Origin of the sequence: Vibrio sp. Vb1729, from assembly GCF_033338655.1 — a bacterium.
GTDB classification, from domain to species: domain Bacteria; phylum Pseudomonadota; class Gammaproteobacteria; order Enterobacterales; family Vibrionaceae; genus Vibrio; species Vibrio alginolyticus.
Window position 1 is genome coordinate 163,870 of the sequence record NZ_JAWOTB010000033.1, and the last position, 16,299, is coordinate 180,168.

Consider the following 16,299-nt stretch of genomic DNA (forward strand, 5'->3'; position numbering starts at 1 on the left):
ATAAACAAATCAATAGGAAAGTATTCAACTCTATTTATAATCTCCGCGCTTTTAAAAGCTGTCTAACAGTATGAAAAATTAGGAAATTATAATGAAAAAAGTATTGCCATTATTGGCTTTAGGTGCAGTGGTTGCTTCAGCATCAGTTCAAGCAAAAGGTAACTGGTATGTTGGTGCTGATTTGGTAAATTCAGATCTTAAAGTTAAAAGCTTGTCAAAAGATCTTTCTGCGACAGGTCTTAGCCTTGCTGTAGGTAAAGAGCTTCAATATTCAGAAAACTTCAAACTAGCTTTTGAAGGTGAGTACATATACTTTGGCGACTTTGAAGAAACATTTTCTTACATGGGGTGGCCGGTTAAATTTAGTGTTGATGCTTCTGCGTTCAATTTCAATGCGAAGCCTAAATACCAATTTGCAGGTACAGGCTTCTATGTTGGTGCGATTGCTGGCCTTGGTGTAATGAGTGTTTCTTATGAAGTGAAATCATCTAGCACTGTTACCGATGATGGTCGTGATGTAGGCTTTAACTACGGTGTTGAGGCTGGTTATGAGTTCGCTTCAGGTTTGGTTGTATCTGGTGGCTACCGTGCTTCTTCGGTAAGTATTGATGCCGAAAACGGTGGCAGCGAAGATTTTGATTTTGACAGCCTGTACGTTGGTGTTGATTACAAGTTTTAAGCTCGCGTAAGCAAAACATAGATACTAAAAAGGAGCCGTTAGGCTCCTTTTTTTATTAGATTATCAATCAACTCATAATGGTGATCTTGTACGCCTGCAAGGTTGCCATATTTGGGTTGGTGGCGGTCATTTTCTTTCGCGTGTTGCCAGCCAATGGTGTGACGCACAAAATGCTCTGCAAACGCGTGGGAAACTTCTAAGCAACCTGCCAGTACGGTATCAACATAACTTTGCATGATTGGGCTCTTTTCGCATGGTGGTAGTGGCTCGTCTTTTACGTAAACCCAAATGTCATGTTCTTGGTTAAAACTCGCATCTGTTTCGATTTGATCTGGCTGAAGTTGAATACGATGATAACCTCGCTCACGGCGGTCGAATTCTGCGAGCGCTTCTTCATTTACTTCGAGTAAAACGCCATTAACCTGTCCATCGCCTTGGTTCACCACTAATGGAGAGAGGCTGTAGCTGTCGTCAATCTTCCCCCAGTAGCGAACCAACCCATGTGCTATGACGGGAATGGCTTCTCCCGTTTGTCCGGTTAACTTACGCGACGCAGAATTAATCAAACTGCCATAGCCAAATATGTACATTGTCGTTGCATCCCTTAACTGATAGTTGTGCCTCTCATGTTTATACCTAACCCGCATCTGAAGCACAACTTTACCTCTTAAGTATAATCTTAATTATAAACATGTATTTTTTATGCATGTTTATGGTAGCATCAATATGTAGTTGAGTTAACCAGCATCGAGAGACGCTTGAGGGCAAGATAATGCTGAATATCACCGATAAAAAAGTAGAAGAAAAAATCCCCGCATGGCTGCGATTAGGCTTTCGGCCGTTTTTTCTGTTTGGGTCGATTTACGCCATTGTTGCGATTGCGTTGTGGGTGTGGATGTTCCAAGGCGGACAGCCAAACGCATTAGCCGTGCCTGCATTGTGGTGGCACGTACATGAAATGTTGTTCGGTTTTTCGATGGCCATTGTAGTTGGCTTTGTACTGACCGCGGTACAAAACTGGACTGGCATTAATGGTACCAAGCATTACATGCTTCTGGCTTTATTTGGCTTGTGGTTAGTGCCCCGCATATTGCTTTGGACACCAGCACCGTTATGGTTAACCAGCAGTATCGAAGCGGTATTTTTACTGTTTGTCGCCTATGAGGTGGGCATTCGTGTGTATCGAGCCAAAGGTTGGCGTAATTTGTTTTTCATTCCACTGTTTCTTTTAGCCATCTTTGCGAACTTTGCAAGCTACGCAACGATAAAAGGTATGCCGCCCTTTAGCTCTTCAGCGGTGTGGCAAGCAATGCTGTGGTGGTTTACCTTGCTGTTGTCAGTGATGGGCGGACGTGTGATTCCATTTTTTACTGCGCGTCGATTTAATTTCGAAAAAGCGCAACCATTGGCTTGGTTAGAGTGGTTCGCGAACTTGCCATTGGTAATGCTATTTGTGCTGAGCTTTTTCCCTGTGACGTTTGCAGAACTAGGTAGTCCTTTGATGCTATTTGCAGGTGTTGCTCAGTTGGTGCGTTTTGTTCGCTGGAAACCTTGGTTAACCCTGAGCGAGCCTTTAGTGTGGTCGCTGCATGCTGCGTATTTGTGTTTACCACTAAGCTTAATTTTGCGAGGCGTCTGGGGAGATGCATTTGCCAGCCATAACCTCATTCACCTGTTTGCGATAGGTGCGTTAGGCGGTTTGATTTTAGCGATGATTACACGGGTGACGATGGGACATACTGGTCGCATGATCTACAAAGGGCCAAACATGAGCCTTGCGTTTGCAGCAATTACCGCGGCAGCTTTGGTTCGCAGTTTCGCCGTGATCTTTGATCCAGCGAACATGATACTGTGGATTGATATCAGCGGCGGATTATGGATTGTTGCGTTTGGGCTATTTGTGTGGCGCTTTGGTGTGATGCTTGTGACCCCTCGTGTGGATGGTCACCCCGGATAAGATTCTAATGTGAGTAGAGAAAAGAGGAGCCGCGTGCTCCTCTTTTGGTTTTTGTTCTTTATAGGTTTAGTGTTTATTCGTCTTCGTCGTCCGCTTTATTCGTGAGCCCCAAGCGTTTAAATAGCCACCACTCTAGACCAAAAATGACAATTAAGGCGATGCAGAACCAGGTGAATGCCATGGTGGATTCCACGCCTGGCATTCCACCAACATTGATACCGAGTAAACCTGTTAAGAAGCTGGTTGGTAGAAAAATCGTTGCTACCAAAGTAAACAGGTAACTGTTTTTATTGGTTTTCTCATCACGATGATGTTTGATCTCTTCTTGGAAAAGCGCCACTTCTCCAAGATAAAACTCAAGTGTTTCATTTATGCGCGTAATATTATTGTGTGCGAAGCGATATTGATGAGGTCTCAAAGCAATCAATTCTGATTCTGACTCCACAAGATCACGGATAGCGTACTGCTGAGGGCGAATAAAACGCTTGATAGAAATCAGTGCTTTTTGAGTCGCCATATGTTTGTACGTCGACTCATCATTCACGTCGAACTGGTTTAGTGTTTCTTCAATCGTATCAAGGTAAATGTCTATTTTACTGTTTAATCCTTCAATGATCTGATGAAGTAAACTGGCAAGACTTTTTGGGCCTTTGTGTTCCGCTAATGCTTGGCGAATCTCCATGATCGCGCGTGATGGAATTTTACGAGTTGAAATGAGTGCGCCTTGAAAGTAGAGAATTCGAATACTAAGCATATCTTCTGGTGATGCATTGCCGTTCATATTGACGCCTCGTAAAATCAACATGAAGTTCTCGTCATCCAAAGGATGGAAAGATGGTCGACTTTCGTCGGCTAATAGATGATCAACCGTAGCTCGAGGTACTTGGTTTTGCTCCAGCCAACCACGAATATCAGGATGCAGCCGTTCGCAATGGTACCAATGCTTAGCTTGAATTTGCTCTGCCGTGGTGGATTGTTGAGTTGCTTCTGGGGTTGAGAAGTCCCAATGTTCAATCATAAAACCCATTTTCTTTTCCTTGTTTGAGCCGATACCAAAATAACCTCAAGATACTTCTTTCGCGAGAATTGCATTGCCATACAGAGGCAATGCTCTGAGTACGGTACTCTGAAGTCATTGATGCATTATTTTTCAAATGAGTATGATTGTATTTAATGCCAAATGTCTATGAATAGTTGTTCTTATTTGCAATCGAGTGGAGCGCACCAAGGTGTTGTGCTTAAACAACAAAACAAAAAGCCTGCAACTAAGCAGGCTTTATTGTGGGGGGAGGGAGGGGAGCTGTTAGCCAACTTGAGAAAGATTAACCACTTTCTGTTGTAGCTTTTTCTTTAAATAGTCCGTTAAGGCCTGTTTTTCTTCCTCGTTCATGTAAAGACCAAGCTTAGTACGGCGCCATAAAATGTCTTCATCGGTCATTGCCATTTCATGGTTCATTAAGTAATCGATCTCACGTTGGTAAACACCACCGGCTTGTGTCGAGAACGTTTGTCCTAAGTCAGCTTCACTTGTTGTACCTTCCATTAAGTTCCACGTTTGGGTACCAAACTGAGTGACATAACGAAGAATCAATGCTTCTGGCGCCCAAGTGTATTTAGCGTGAATTTGTTTAGCTAATTGTTCACGACTACAGCTGAAGTTACCACCAGGAAGGGTTTGGTTGGCCGTCCAGTCGCTTCCCATCTCTGGTAGGAAAGGAGCCAGCTTTTTCATTGCCGCTTCACCCAGCTTACGGTAGGTCGTCAGCTTACCACCAAAGACAGAAAGCAGAGGTGCATGGTCGTATTCCGCATCGAGCTCTAGCGTGTAGTCTCGTGTGATTGCTTGCGGAGAGTCAGATTCATCGTCACATAAAGGACGAACACCGCTGTATGTCCAAACTACATCTTCGCGAGTCAACTGGTGGACAAAGTGTTGGTTTACGATATCAATGAGGTAATCGACTTCGTCATCTGAGATCGACACTTCACGTGGGTCACCTTTGTATTCCACATCTGTTGTACCAATGATTGAGAACTTATCTAAGTAAGGAATCATAAATACGATGCGATTGTCTTTGTTTTGAAGAATGTAGGCTTGCGGTTCGTTGTGGATACGAGGAACAACGATGTGCGAGCCTTTGATTAAGCGAATGTTACGAGGAGAGGCTTGCTCTAATCCATCATCAAAGAACTGTTTTACCCAAGGCCCCGCAGCATTGACTAACGCTTTCGCTTTACGTTCGAAACGTTGGTCTGTCATCACATCGTGAATAGTAACATGCCAGATACCACCTTCACGGTGTGCTTTTTCCACGCGGCAGTAGTTACGCACTTCAGCATGGTTTTCGCGAGCCGCAAGAACGTTCAGTAATACTAAACGTGCATCATCAACCCAACAGTCAGAGTATTCGAAACCCGTTTTCATCTCTGGTTTTAGCAAGCCAGATTTCGCAAGGTTGACGGTTTTACTGCCTTGCAGCGTCGTACGTTTACCCAAGTTATCGTAAAGGAAAAGGCCACAACGAATCATCCAAGCTGGGCGTAGGAATGGGCGATGCGGTAAACGGAAACGCATTGGTAATGCGACGTGTGGTGCTTTACGAAGAATAACCTCACGCTCTGCGAGCGCTTCCGAAACTAAACGAAACTCGTAGTGTTCAAGGTAGCGTAAACCGCCGTGTATCAGTTTAGAACTTGCTGAAGAAGTCGCAGATGCGAAGTCATGTGCTTCATATAAGCCAACACTCAAACCTCGGCCAGCTGCGTCTGCTGCAATACCAGCTCCATTAATGCCGCCACCGATTACGATCAAGTCTAAGGTAGTGGATGAGCTAGTAGTGGAAGCATTATTTTGTATACTCATAAATTTGACCTCTTGGTGAGCGAACGAGCATTTTAGAACATAATGTAATCCTAGCTCAGGTTTCGTTTGTGATCATCTATTATTTTCGTTTGTGAGCGTTTTGTGTGATTTAGACACAAAAAAACCTCTGTCTAATTAAGACAGAGGTCATTTGAGGGGAGTTATACGATTGATGTTACTCGTTTTCGGAGTTTGATTCGTTAGCTTCAACCACTTCAAGTGGGATAGAAGCTTCCTTCAAAATTGACAAGATTTCTTCTGGTGGCTGCTTATTGGTAAAGATCATGTTGAGCTGTGCAATATTGCCTAGTTTCACCATAGCATTGCGCCCGAACTTGGTGTGGTCTACGGCCAGAAATACACTACGGCTATTGTCAATGATCGCTTGTTTGACCCGGACTTCGTGGTAATCAAAGTCTAATAGCGAGCCATCGAAGTCGATACCGCTAATGCCGAGAATACCAAAGTCGAGACGGAACTGTTTAACGAAATCGAGGGTAGCCTCGCCAACAATACCGCCGTCTCTGCTGCGGACTTCTCCACCCGCCAAAATGACTTTGATTTCAGGGTTAGGGAAAAGAATGGTCGCAACATTGATGTTGTTGGTGACAACACGCAACTGTTTATGGTTTTTATTGAGCGCTCGCGCAACTGCTTCTGGTGTGGTGCCGATATCGATGAATAGTGTGGCACCATCTGGAATGTGTTTGACTACCTCGTCTGCAATGACATCTTTTTCATTGAAGTTGAGCGCTTTACGCGTGTTGTAAGATGTGTTTTCAGAACTGAGAGGAATAGTGGCTCCACCGTGATAACGACGAATTTTGTTGTCATCGGCGAGTTCATTGAGATCGCGTCGGATGGTTTGTGGGCTGACATTGAATCTTTCTACCAACTCATCCGTGCTGACATAGCCTTGTTTTTTCACCAGCTCAACAATCTGCTGGTGTCGAGGTATTTGCTTCACTTACCACTCCCTTGTGCATTGGTAACGGCCAATGCTTCAAATTCGAAGCTCTATTGTGCTCGAATTTGCTCGTTGTGAGAAGTAAGCGAGTTCAGGAATCGGGGATAAAGCGCAAAAAGAGCGCACAAATGGCGCTCTTTTTTCTTATGGAGATGAGATTAATCTTCTTCGTCGTGAAGTTCAGACCAGGTTTGTGCACATTTCACTGCACGCTTCCAACCCTTGTAACGACGATTGCGTTTTTCTTCATCATCGTGTGGCTCAAAGGTGCGATCAAGTACCGCTTTATTCTGCAACTCATCAATGCTATCCCAGTAACCAACGGCAAGGCCGGCAAGGTAGGCTGCACCAAGAGCGGTAACCTCAGTTACTTGAGGGCGGTGTACTTCTGTGTTCAATACATCGGATTGGAATTGCATTAGGAAGTTGTTCGCTACTGCACCACCATCGACGCGAAGGTTCGCAAGCTTAATGCCTGAGTCAGCTTGCATCGCATCCAGTACGTCACGAGTTTGATAAGCGATGCCTTCCAATGTTGCACGGATGATATGGTTTGAATTCACACCGCGAGTAAGGCCGACAATCGTGCCACGTGCGTAGGCATCCCAGTATGGAGCGCCTAAACCAGTAAATGCAGGCACGACATAAACGCCGTTTGATGTATCCACTTTTGTCGCGAAGTATTCAGAGTCTTCTGCACCGTTTAGGATTTTTAATTCATCACGTAGCCATTGGATAGAAGCACCACCCATGAATACGGCACCTTCAAGTGCATAAGCTGGTTCGCCTGCAGGACCACAAGCCAAAGTTGTTAGAAGACCATGTGTCGAAGTGACTTTTTCTTGGCCCGTATTCATTAGCAAGAAACAACCCGTACCGTAAGTGTTTTTCGCTTGACCCGCTTCAACACACATTTGGCCGTAAAGCGCCGCTTGTTGGTCACCTGCGATTCCAGAAATAGGAATACGAGTACCGCCTTTACCACCGATGTTGGTTTTACCGTAAATTTCCGATGAGCGCTTCACTTCTGGCATCATAGATGCTGGGATGCCAAGCTCATCTAACATTTTTTGATCCCAACATAGATCGTTGATGTTAAACAGCATGGTACGTGATGCGTTGGTGTAGTCGGTTACGTGAACGCGACCTTGAGTCATCTTCCAAACTAACCAAGTATCGACAGTACCAAACAACAGCTTGCCTGCTTCTGCGTCTTCTCGTGCGCCTTCAACATTGTCCAGAATCCATTTAACTTTGGTACCGGAGAAGTAAGGGTCAAGCACCAAACCAGTGTTGTCACGTACATAGTTTTCGAGACCGCGTGCTTTTAAATCTTCACAGATATCAGCAGTACGGCGACATTGCCATACGATCGCATTGTAAACGGGTTTACCTGTTTCTTTATTCCAGACGATGGTCGTTTCACGCTGGTTAGTAATACCGATAGCCGCTAATTGGTCGCTACGGATGCCAGACTTAGCTAGAGCTTCTACTAAGGTAGAGCTTTGTGTTGCCCAGATCTCCATTGGATCATGTTCAACCCAACCAGCTTCTGGATAAATCTGAGTAAATTCGCGTTGCGCGACGCTTACGATGTTCGCATCGTGATCAAGAATCACTGCGCGAGAGCTTGTTGTACCTTGGTCCAGGGCAACAATGTATTTTTGCTCAGTCATGGTAAGAATCCTTTTGTTTCGTTATTTATATTTTAGTAAATGTTCGAGTTACGTCAGTTTTAAGCTCTAGCTTCTTCTGTTTCTTCTTCCGTCTCACATTGGTTTGGAATCGTACAACCGTGGCCTTGTTGTGGAAGGTAAGCGGCAATCGCTTTTGGATACAACCAACCACCAAAACACGCACCTGCAATCGGAGCAAGTAAAGGCACGATAAAGTAAGGAATGTCTTTAGCACCTGTCAGAGCGTAATCCCAACCTGCGAAGTAAGCGAACAGCTTCGGTCCAAAGTCACGAGCAGGGTTCATCGCAAAGCCTGTTAGTGGGCCAAGTGAACCACCGATGACGGCAATCAAAATACCGATCAATAGAGGGTTCATTGCGCCACGTGCTGCGCCGTTATTTTCATCGCCCAGAGCCAGAATCGCAAACATCAGCACAGCAGTGATAACGAATTCCACAGCAAAAGCACCAAAGAAAGAGAGGGAGGCATGCGGATAGGTTGAGAAGATACCAGCAGTTGCTAGTGCATCTTGGCTGCTGCGAACGAAGTTATGAGCGATTTCGTAGTCGGTGAAAAGGTTGCTGTATAAGCTGTATACCAATGCAGCAGAACAGAGTGCCCCAAGCATTTGAGCGATAATGTATGGCACCACTTTCGCCTTATCAAAACCATGGAACATAGCAAGTGCGATGGTAACGGCAGGGTTGATGTGTGCACCAGAGACGCCAGCCGTACAGTAAATAGCGATGGCGACACCGAAGCCCCATACAATACTGATTTCCCATTGTCCAAATGATGCGCCTGTTAGAACTAAGGCTGCAACACAGCCTACGCCGAAGAAAATAAGTAGTCCTGTACCGATAAACTCGGCCAAACATTCTCCGAGCAGAGAGGGGTGTTTGTTCGTTGTCATGTTAAAAGTCCTTTGATCATTTTTGCCTGTCTAGCACGGTACTATTGTGCATATATAAACGTTTGCGAAAACAAACGAGCGTTAAAAATGAGCGTTTGAGCATAAATTTGTTAATCAAAGTCTTCGTTTTTGTTAAATGGCGCATCTTTTAACCGGAAAAGAACACAACGAAAATAATTTATTTGTCACGAGGCCAGTGTTGAGAGCGCTCAAATTACCGATGTGAAAAAGAATGCACAACTGGTAAGAGGAGTTTTGTGAAGCTGCTACGTGCTTGGAGATTTATTACACAGAACTTGTGTAGCAGTTAACCCTAAAGGAGTAGGAGGATGTCAAATGTATCAAGGGCTAGCAGTGATATAAAAAATACGCAGTCATGTTTGGACTTTTAGAAAAAATCGTCATCCCATTGGTACCAATAGGATGAGTTGATAAGAGAATAAACGCTGTTAATGTCTTGTGTTTGTGAATCATTGCTTCGGCTTGTATTCAAATAAAAATTGTTTTTTTTATTTCGTTTGATGCTAAACGTGATCGTTTTTCAGCTTTTTAGTTATTAGTTGGTTCGGAGCGAGTAGGGCAGGCGTAAATCGCCCTTTTTACGGTTAGTTTATGTTCTAATTCGAGCCTTTGTTTCAAAGGTTTCGAATTGGAATGCTCAAGTGAGAGGTTTGAACATCAGTTTCATATTAACGAATCTTGAGTAAAGTTGAACGATGATCTAATTAATGCTCATATAATTTACTGTATTTACTTATATTTAATCCATGTGCAACATTTGTCACAGAAATAAAATCCTAACTCCATACAATTCATGAACTTTCGAACGAAGATTTATTTTGTTTCGTTCGCTCCTTTTGTGTTTTTACCATCGCATACAAAATAATGAGGTTCCTATGTTTGGAATATTCAAACCTAAGGCGCACATTGATCGTCTGTCCCCTGGCAGCATCGATAGCACCTACTCTCGCCTCCGTTGGCAACTCTTTATCGGTATCTTTGTTGGCTACGCCGGTTACTATCTAGTTCGTAAAAACTTCAGTTTGGCGATGCCTTATCTTATCGAGCAAGGCTTTAGCCGCGGAGACTTAGGTGTCGCCTTGGCAGCTGTTTCCATTGCATATGGTCTCTCTAAGTTTCTAATGGGCAGCGTTTCAGACCGCTCCAACCCTCGCTATTTCCTTAGTGGCGGCCTATTGATGTCTGCATTAGTGATGTTTTGCTTTGGCTTTATGCCATGGGCGACTGGTAGCGTCACTGCGATGTTCATTTTGCTTTTCTTGAACGGTTGGTTCCAAGGGATGGGGTGGCCTGCTTGTGGCCGAACCATGGTGCACTGGTGGTCACGTAAAGAGCGTGGTGAGATCGTTTCGGTTTGGAACGTGGCGCACAACGTGGGTGGCGGCTTGATTGGTCCACTATTTATTCTTGGCCTGTGGGCATTTAATGATGATTGGCGCACTGCATTTTATGTTCCTGCATTTTTCGCCACGTTGGTTGCTGTGTTTGTTTGGATGACGGTTCGCGATACCCCTCAGTCTTGTGGTCTGCCTCCTATTGAAGAATACAAAGACGATTACCCAGATGACTATGACAAGTCCCATGAACAAGAAATGACAGCGAAGGAAATCTTCTTCAAATACGTCTTCAACAACAAACTTCTTTGGTCGATTGCAATTGCAAACGCATTTGTTTACCTAATTCGTTACGGCGTACTGGACTGGGCACCTGTTTACCTAAAAGAAGCGAAGGATTTCTCGGTAGATAAATCGTCATGGGCTTATTTCTTATACGAATGGGCTGGCATTCCAGGAACACTATTGTGTGGTTGGATCTCTGACAAATTGTTCAAAGGTCGTCGTGCACCTGCTGGTATCTTATTTATGGTGTTAGTGACAGTTGCAGTGATGGTTTATTGGTTTAACCCTGCAGGCAACCCAACAGTAGATATGATGGCGCTTATTGCAATTGGCTTCCTAATCTATGGTCCGGTTATGCTGATCGGTTTGTACGCACTTGAACTCGCTCCGAAGAAAGCCGCAGGTACTGCCGCTGGTCTTACTGGTTTGTTTGGATACCTGGGTGGGGCAGTTGCCGCAAACGCGATTTTGGGCTACACCGTAGACCACTTTGGCTGGGATGGTGGCTTTATCATCTTAGTGGGTTCTTGTATTACTTCTATCGTGTGTTTGATGTACGCCTTCTTAGGTGAGCGTGCGCACCACGAGCAAAAAGAGCGCGAGAAGGAAGCGCTAGCGTAATATTTATTTAAAGAGGCAGTGGAATACTGCCTCTTCGCTTTATCAAGGAAATAACAATGAAAACAAAGTCAGTATGTCTTACTTTTTTAGCACTTAGCCTCTCTGCTGGTGCGATTGCGAAGCCGCTTGTCATTGCGCACCGTGGCGCATCGGGCTACTTGCCTGAGCACACGCTAGAAGCCAAAGCACTTGCTTACGCAATGAAACCTGACTACATAGAGCAAGATGTGGTAATGACGAAAGACGACCAGTTGGTCGTGTTGCATGACCATTATCTCGATCGCGTAACGGATGTTGCGGAGCGTTTTCCTGATCGTGCACGTAAAGATGGTCGTTATTACGCGATTGATTTCACTCTGGCGGAAATCAAATCCTTGCGAGTTACCGAAGGGTTCAACATCGATGAGAAAGGCAACAAAGTAGCGGGCTATCCAACCCGATTCCCTATGTGGAAATCTGATTTCACCGTGCCGACGTTTGCTGAAGAGATTGAGCTGATCCAAGGCTTAAACAAAACGCTGGGTTATGACATCGGTATTTACCCAGAAATTAAAGCGCCTTGGTTCCATCGTCATGAAGGTAAGGACATTTCTAAAGCAGTACTTAAAGTCTTGAAGCAGTACGGTTACGGCTCTCAAGACGACAAAGTCTACCTTCAGTGTTTTGATGCGAATGAACTTCAACGCATCAACAGTGAACTCATGCCTGCAATGGACATGGACTTAAAGCTCGTTCAGCTTATGGCTTACACGGACTGGAACGAAACTATGGTGTACAAAGGTGACAAGGCAACACCATACAGTTATGACTGGATGTTCGAAGCCGACGGCATGAAGAAAGTAGCGAGTTACGCGGAAGGAATTGGACCTTGGAAGCCGATGTTGGTGGATGATAAATCAACCAAAGACAATATCATCATCAAGCCGTTGATGAAGGCTGCAAAAGACGCTGGCTTGCAAGTGCATCCATACACGTTCCGCGCCGATCCAGGACGCATTCCAGCGTACACTGACAGCTTTGAAGGCATGATGGATGTGTACTACAACCAAGTAAAAGTGGATGGTTTGTTTACTGATTTCCCAGATAAAGCGGTCAGCTTTTTAAATCAGTAATCACGCATTTTGACTTAAGCTAAAAAATCCCCCAACAGTTTCCTGCTGGGGGATTTTCTTAACTACTTATTAGTTGTTTTTATGCAGTTCGCTGTTCAGTTCAACCGCGCTCTTGTTAGCAAGACACTCGATTTGACCTGTTACAGAGTTACGACGGAACAGTAGGTCAGAAACACCTGCAAGATCGCGTGCTTTCACCACTTCGACTTCTTGGCCAGCAGAATCTAGCATGCGTACTTTAGAACCAGCAGTTACGTATAGACCTGATTCGATAGTACAACGGTCACCCATTGGGAAACCAAGACCTGCGTTCGCGCCTAGTAGCGAGTTTTCACCGATAGAAACCACAACTTTACCGCCGCCAGATAGCGTACCCATGATAGATGCGCCGCCGCCGATGTCAGAGCCGTTACCAACCACTACGCCAGCAGAGATACGACCTTCAACCATGCTCACGCCAGTTGTACCTGCGTTGAAGTTGATGAAGCCTTCGTGCATTACCGTTGTGCCTTCGCCAACGTGTGCGCCAAGACGTACGCGAGAAGTGTCAGCGATACGAACGCCAGTTGGTACCACGTAGTCCACCATTTTAGGGAACTTGTCTACGCAATCTACGCTTAGTGCACGACCCGCTAGGCGAGCTTCGATTTGACGCTCTGCTAGTTCAGGTAGATCGATTGGACCTTCGTTAGTCCATGCGATGTTGTGTAGTAGACCGAAGATGCCGTCTAGTACCGTGCCGTGCGGTTGAACTAGGCGGTTAGAGATAAGTTGAAGTTTTAGGAAGCCTTCAGCAACGCTTTGTGGCTGCTCGTCAGTTGCAAGGATAACCAGTACAAGTGGTTGTGCTGATTCTGCTGCTTTTGCTGCGAAAGATGCGTTTGCAGCATCGCCGTTTGCTTCAAATGCTGCTGCCAGTTCTACGCTTTGTGCTGCAGAGATCTCGATAGCTTGGTTGCCTTGCTCGTAACCTGCTACTGCTGCTAGTGCGTTAACAAGCGCTTCGCTTGGGTTAAGAACTGGGTTTGGGAAAAACGCTTCGATGATTTTGCCGTCGCGGTTTTTAGTTGCCGTACCAAAGGCTAGAGAGAAGAAAGCCATAGTTGATCTCCATGTGTTGAGTCTTGTGTCTCGTCTGTTCACTGACAAGAAATAATTAAGTTGTCAGTCATCATAATGAGAGTGCTAGGGAGTTTAAAGAGGGGAAATGGAGAAAGTCTGTAGATGGATACCTTTTGTCTTTTTAGAGATATGTTTGTCTGATGAGAAATGTGTCGCAAAAGCCTTCTCAGACCGGTTTGGGGTAAAGCAAAGTGAAGTTGGAGAAGGGGGCATAGCAAAAAATAAGGGGAGGGCCGAAGTCACTCCCCCTACACTGGGTTTGTTGGATTTACTGGCTTTGGATAGTAAAGCGATAAATCGACTTAGAGGCTTAGCTCGCCGACCTCTACTGCAAGTGCAACCGTTGCCCCTACCATTGGGTTGTTACCCATGCCGATGAAACCCATCATTGCAACGTTTGCTGGTACTGAAGAGCTACCCGCGAACTGTGCATCGGCGTGCATGCGACCCATAGTGTCTGTCATGCCGTAGGATGCAGGACCCGCCGCCACGTTATCTGGGTGTAGAGTACGACCAGTACCACCACCTGATGCCACAGAGAAGTAAGGCATGCCTTCACGGTTACGTTCCGCTTTGTAGATACCTGCTACAGGGTGTTGGAAGCGAGTCGGGTTGGTTGAGTTACCTGTGATGCTCACATCCACTTGTTCTTTATGCATGATAGCCACGCCTTCACGCACATCGTCTGCACCGTAGCAAAGGATCTCACCACGTGGACCTTGCGAGAATCGACGACGTTCTACTTCCACTAACTCACCAGTTTGGTAGTTGTATTGAGTGCGTACGTAAGTGAAACCATTGATGCGTGAGATGAGGTAAGCGGCGTCTTTACCCAAACCGTTCAGGATCACTTTCAACGGATTTTTGCGTGATTTGTTGACGTTCAATGCGATTTTGATTGCGCCTTCTGCCGCTGCGAATGACTCATGGCCCGCAAGGAAAGCGAAACAGCCACTTTCTTCATTCAATAGACGAGCCGCCAATGCACCGTGACCGATACCCACTCGGCGTTGTTCTGCTACGCTGCCTGGTTTTGTGCAGGCTTGAAGGCCTTCACCGATGATGTTTGCAGCTTCTTCTGCTGTTTTTGCTCCGCGGAAAATCGCCAAAGCTGTGCCTAGCGTGTAGGCATCGGCAGCGCTTTCAAACACGATAGGTTGAGTGTCCATCACTAGTGCTTTAGGGTCGATACCACGATCCATACAGTATTGGTAAGCCTCTTCCAGAGAAGAAAGTTGCATTTCGTCTAATGTGCGACGTACAGATTCAGTAATTGGAGTGTTCATAATCTCTTTCCTCTTGGTGGCAATTATTGTTGGCGTGGGTTGATGGTCGTTACGGCTTCGTCAAAGCGACCGTAAGTCCCCGTTGCTTTGTCTGCGGCTTCTGCAGCAGATACGCCTTCGTTGATGGCTTTCATCATCTTGCCGAGGTTGAGATATTGGTAACCAATCACTTCTTTGTTTTCGTCTAGCGCGAGTTTTGTTACGTAGCCTTCAGCCAACTCCATGTAACGCACGCCTTTTGCTTTAGTTGAGTAACTAGTACCCACTTGGCTACGTTGAGTTTGACCAAGGTCTTCCAATGCCGCACCAATTTCTAAGCCGCCTTCAGAGAAAGCAGATTGCGTACGACCGTAAACAAATTGAAGGAAGATTTCGCGCATCGCGACGTTAATAGCATCACATACCAAGTCGGTATTCAGTGCTTCAAGAATGGTTTTGCCAGTTAGGATTTCTGCGGCCATCGCGGCTGATTGAGTCATGCCTGAACAGCCGATCGTTTCGATCAAAGCTTCTTCGATGATGCCGTTTTTGACGTTAAGAGTCAGTTTTGCTGCACCTTGTTGAGGAGCACAAGCACCAACGCCGTGGCTAAGACCAGAAATCGCGATAACGTCTTTTGGATTGATCATTGCGCCTTCAACAGGGATCGGTGCAGATGCATGAAGATCGCCGCGTTGAATCGGGCACATTGATTGGATTTCGTGTGAGTATTGCATAGTGTTTTCCCAGTGTATTTTTATTTTTTGAGAAAACAGGAGCGGGGTTGGAGAAGAGTTGAATTGCTCACTACAGAACTCTTGCTTTCACAACATAAGAGAAAGCACTTCCAACAGGGCTGACCTGTTTTCGTTTCTGTAGGAGTCATTAGCTTTAAAGCGGTTCGAATCTTTCGATTCTGGTGGCACCCCATCACCGTGCCCATTTAGATTAGATCTAAGTCACACTAATCTGCAACATGAAATTTAGAGCAATTTGGGATATTAAATCGGTTCTATATATTCTCAGAGATATATGGCGATAAATGCAACGCATAAAAAACGCCGCATAATGCGACGTTTTTTCTAAACAAATGAGAGGTTTATGCAGCGTCTTCTTGCTCGCTATCTTCTTCAACAGCTTCAAGCTTCTTTGCTTTTTTTGGTGCAGGTTTACGTTTTGCACCCAGAGCGTAAAGCACTTCTTCTTTGTTTTGCGCAAGGTACATTGCAAGATCTTCTTGCTTACCTTCGTCTTCTAGAAGTTCACTTTTACCCAGCAGTGAGAATAACTCGTCTGCCATATCCAGCATTTTGTCGTATGCGTCAGCTTCCGCTTTAGAGGTAAAAGTCATTTTCTCTTCTCCATTGCGTTCTACCACGTACTTGACGATTACAGCCATGGTTGGTCCCCTAATTTGGTGTATTGATACTGGCTTTTTATACAGTTTTTGACCAATCAAGTCTAGCGACAAGCCTCAGAATGA

At 45.2% G+C, this 16,299-nt stretch carries 14 protein-coding genes and 1 riboswitch; of the genes, 4 read left to right on the plus strand and 10 right to left on the minus strand.

Annotation, left to right across the window (positions count from 1 at the left end; genetic code table 11):
- The first annotated feature begins 91 nt into the window (after positions 1–91).
- The gene (locus R7E29_RS15405; protein WP_017820436.1) at positions 92–679 is read left to right on the plus strand and encodes an outer membrane beta-barrel protein; all 588 of its coding nucleotides are present in this window, start codon (positions 92–94) and stop codon (positions 677–679) included.
- A 38-nt stretch (positions 680–717) separates the two neighbouring features.
- Here R7E29_RS15405 and R7E29_RS15410 read toward each other — a convergent pair whose 3' ends face one another.
- Positions 718–1,269, minus strand: coding sequence for a gamma-glutamylcyclotransferase family protein (locus tag R7E29_RS15410; RefSeq protein WP_025768214.1), 552 nt, complete (start codon positions 1,267–1,269; stop codon positions 718–720).
- Positions 1,270–1,451: 182 nt separating this feature from the next.
- Between R7E29_RS15410 and R7E29_RS15415 the strand changes: the two genes are divergently transcribed.
- Positions 1,452–2,636, plus strand: coding sequence for an NnrS family protein (locus R7E29_RS15415; RefSeq protein WP_054576308.1), 1,185 nt, complete (start codon positions 1,452–1,454; stop codon positions 2,634–2,636).
- A 73-nt stretch (positions 2,637–2,709) separates the two neighbouring features.
- Here the strand turns inward: R7E29_RS15415 and R7E29_RS15420 are convergent, their stop codons facing one another.
- The 5 genes from R7E29_RS15420 to R7E29_RS15440 form a co-directional block, all read right to left on the minus strand.
- On the minus strand, positions 2,710–3,663 hold the full coding sequence (locus R7E29_RS15420) for a CorA family divalent cation transporter (RefSeq protein WP_005391702.1): 954 nt from the start codon (positions 3,661–3,663) through the stop codon (positions 2,710–2,712).
- A gap of 276 nt (positions 3,664–3,939) precedes the next feature.
- Positions 3,940–5,499, minus strand: a complete 1,560-nt coding sequence (glpD, locus tag R7E29_RS15425) for a glycerol-3-phosphate dehydrogenase (protein WP_054576307.1) — start codon at positions 5,497–5,499, stop codon at positions 3,940–3,942.
- 175 nt (positions 5,500–5,674) lie between these two features.
- Positions 5,675–6,466, minus strand: coding sequence for a DeoR/GlpR family transcriptional regulator (locus R7E29_RS15430; RefSeq protein WP_005380192.1), 792 nt, complete (start codon positions 6,464–6,466; stop codon positions 5,675–5,677).
- 158 nt (positions 6,467–6,624) lie between these two features.
- Positions 6,625–8,142, minus strand: a complete 1,518-nt coding sequence (gene glpK, locus R7E29_RS15435; protein WP_005380193.1) for a glycerol kinase GlpK — start codon at positions 8,140–8,142, stop codon at positions 6,625–6,627.
- Between the two features lie 59 nt (positions 8,143–8,201).
- Positions 8,202–9,056 carry an MIP/aquaporin family protein gene (locus R7E29_RS15440; protein ID WP_054576306.1) on the minus strand — a complete coding sequence of 285 codons (855 nt, stop codon included), beginning with the start codon at positions 9,054–9,056 and terminating at the stop codon, positions 8,202–8,204.
- An 896-nt stretch (positions 9,057–9,952) separates the two neighbouring features.
- On the opposite strand from R7E29_RS15440, the gene glpT reads away from it, so the two are divergent.
- Both glpT and glpQ read left to right on the plus strand, forming a co-directional pair.
- Positions 9,953–11,317: a glycerol-3-phosphate transporter gene (gene glpT, locus R7E29_RS15445; RefSeq protein ID WP_005380199.1), complete on the plus strand. Its 1,365-nt coding sequence runs from the start codon at positions 9,953–9,955 to the stop codon at positions 11,315–11,317.
- A 56-nt stretch (positions 11,318–11,373) separates the two neighbouring features.
- Complete coding sequence (gene glpQ / locus R7E29_RS15450) at positions 11,374–12,429, plus strand: glycerophosphodiester phosphodiesterase (protein ID WP_005380201.1); 1,056 nt, start codon at positions 11,374–11,376, stop codon at positions 12,427–12,429.
- Between the two features lie 69 nt (positions 12,430–12,498).
- Here glpQ and dapD read toward each other — a convergent pair whose 3' ends face one another.
- The 4 genes from dapD to R7E29_RS15470 all read right to left on the minus strand — a co-directional run bounded on the left by dapD (position 12,499) and on the right by R7E29_RS15470 (position 16,215).
- The gene (gene dapD, locus R7E29_RS15455) at positions 12,499–13,530 is read right to left on the minus strand and encodes a 2,3,4,5-tetrahydropyridine-2,6-dicarboxylate N-succinyltransferase (protein WP_054576305.1); all 1,032 of its coding nucleotides are present in this window, start codon (positions 13,528–13,530) and stop codon (positions 12,499–12,501) included.
- Positions 13,531–13,853: 323 nt separating this feature from the next.
- Positions 13,854–14,837 carry a GGGtGRT protein gene (locus R7E29_RS15460; RefSeq protein ID WP_258630188.1) on the minus strand — a complete coding sequence of 328 codons (984 nt, stop codon included), beginning with the start codon at positions 14,835–14,837 and terminating at the stop codon, positions 13,854–13,856.
- A 23-nt stretch (positions 14,838–14,860) separates the two neighbouring features.
- Positions 14,861–15,553 carry an iron-sulfur cluster assembly scaffold protein gene (locus R7E29_RS15465; RefSeq protein ID WP_005386501.1) on the minus strand — a complete coding sequence of 231 codons (693 nt, stop codon included), beginning with the start codon at positions 15,551–15,553 and terminating at the stop codon, positions 14,861–14,863.
- Positions 15,554–15,685: 132 nt separating this feature from the next.
- Positions 15,686–15,760: riboswitch (Fluoride riboswitch) on the minus strand.
- 155 nt (positions 15,761–15,915) lie between these two features.
- Positions 15,916–16,215: a YebG family protein gene (locus R7E29_RS15470; RefSeq protein WP_005386503.1), complete on the minus strand. Its 300-nt coding sequence runs from the start codon at positions 16,213–16,215 to the stop codon at positions 15,916–15,918.
- Between the last annotated feature and the right edge of the window lie 84 nt (positions 16,216–16,299).

Coding starts and splice junctions, on each gene's coding strand:
- glpD (WP_054576307.1), bottom strand. CDS start 5,499: ATGAGTATACAAAATAATGCTTCCACTACTAGCTCATCCACTACCTTA.
- glpT (WP_005380199.1), top strand. CDS start 9,953: ATGTTTGGAATATTCAAACCTAAGGCGCACATTGATCGTCTGTCCCCT.
- R7E29_RS15460 (WP_258630188.1), bottom strand. CDS start 14,837: ATGAACACTCCAATTACTGAATCTGTACGTCGCACATTAGACGAAATG.
- R7E29_RS15420 (WP_005391702.1), bottom strand. CDS start 3,663: ATGGGTTTTATGATTGAACATTGGGACTTCTCAACCCCAGAAGCAACT.
- R7E29_RS15470 (WP_005386503.1), bottom strand. CDS start 16,215: ATGGCTGTAATCGTCAAGTACGTGGTAGAACGCAATGGAGAAGAGAAA.
- glpK (WP_005380193.1), bottom strand. CDS start 8,142: ATGACTGAGCAAAAATACATTGTTGCCCTGGACCAAGGTACAACAAGC.
- R7E29_RS15415 (WP_054576308.1), top strand. CDS start 1,452: ATGCTGAATATCACCGATAAAAAAGTAGAAGAAAAAATCCCCGCATGG.
- R7E29_RS15440 (WP_054576306.1), bottom strand. CDS start 9,056: ATGACAACGAACAAACACCCCTCTCTGCTCGGAGAATGTTTGGCCGAG.
- R7E29_RS15405 (WP_017820436.1), top strand. CDS start 92: ATGAAAAAAGTATTGCCATTATTGGCTTTAGGTGCAGTGGTTGCTTCA.
- R7E29_RS15410 (WP_025768214.1), bottom strand. CDS start 1,269: ATGTACATATTTGGCTATGGCAGTTTGATTAATTCTGCGTCGCGTAAG.
- glpQ (WP_005380201.1), top strand. CDS start 11,374: ATGAAAACAAAGTCAGTATGTCTTACTTTTTTAGCACTTAGCCTCTCT.
- dapD (WP_054576305.1), bottom strand. CDS start 13,530: ATGGCTTTCTTCTCTCTAGCCTTTGGTACGGCAACTAAAAACCGCGAC.
- R7E29_RS15465 (WP_005386501.1), bottom strand. CDS start 15,553: ATGCAATACTCACACGAAATCCAATCAATGTGCCCGATTCAACGCGGC.